The sequence below is a fragment of the Archangium violaceum Cb vi76 genome (assembly GCF_000733295.1).
GTDB lineage: Bacteria > Myxococcota > Myxococcia > Myxococcales > Myxococcaceae > Archangium > Archangium violaceum.
The window spans coordinates 1-479 of sequence record NZ_JPMI01000412.1 but is presented as its reverse complement, the minus strand read 5'-3'; the positions used below and the strand labels follow the sequence as shown (position 1 = coordinate 479).

Below are 479 nucleotides of genomic sequence, written 5' to 3'. Positions count from 1 at the left end.
GGTGGTGCTGCCGGCGTTGATGCTCAACTACATGGGGCAGGGGGCGTTGCTGCTGAGAGACCCCAGCAAGGCCTCCAACCCCTTCTTCCATCTGGCGCCGACGTGGGCGCTCTACCCGCTGGTGGTGCTGGCCACGGGGGCGACGGTGATTGCCTCGCAGGCGCTCATCTCGGGGGCCTTCTCGCTCACGCAGCAGGCGATTCAATTGGGGTACACGCCGCGCCTGGAGGTGGTGCACACCTCGGCGGAGGAGCGGGGGCAGGTCTACCTGCCGGGCATCAACCTGGCGTTGCTGGTGGGCATCATCCTGCTGGTGCTGGGCTTCAAGTCCTCCAGCAACCTGGCGGCGGCGTACGGCATCTCGGTGACGACGACGATGACCATCACCACGGTGCTGGCGTACGTGGTGGCGCGCGAGCGGTGGAACGTGTCGCGGCTGGTGGCGTTGCCGGTGGCGGCGCTGTTCCTGGTGGTGGACG

1 protein-coding gene is annotated in these 479 nt (G+C 67.8%); it reads left to right on the top strand.

Features of this window, described 5'->3' with window-relative positions:
* Positions 1–479 (top strand): KUP/HAK/KT family potassium transporter (locus Q664_RS49760; protein ID WP_200883887.1); only part of this gene is annotated, 479 nt, incomplete at both ends.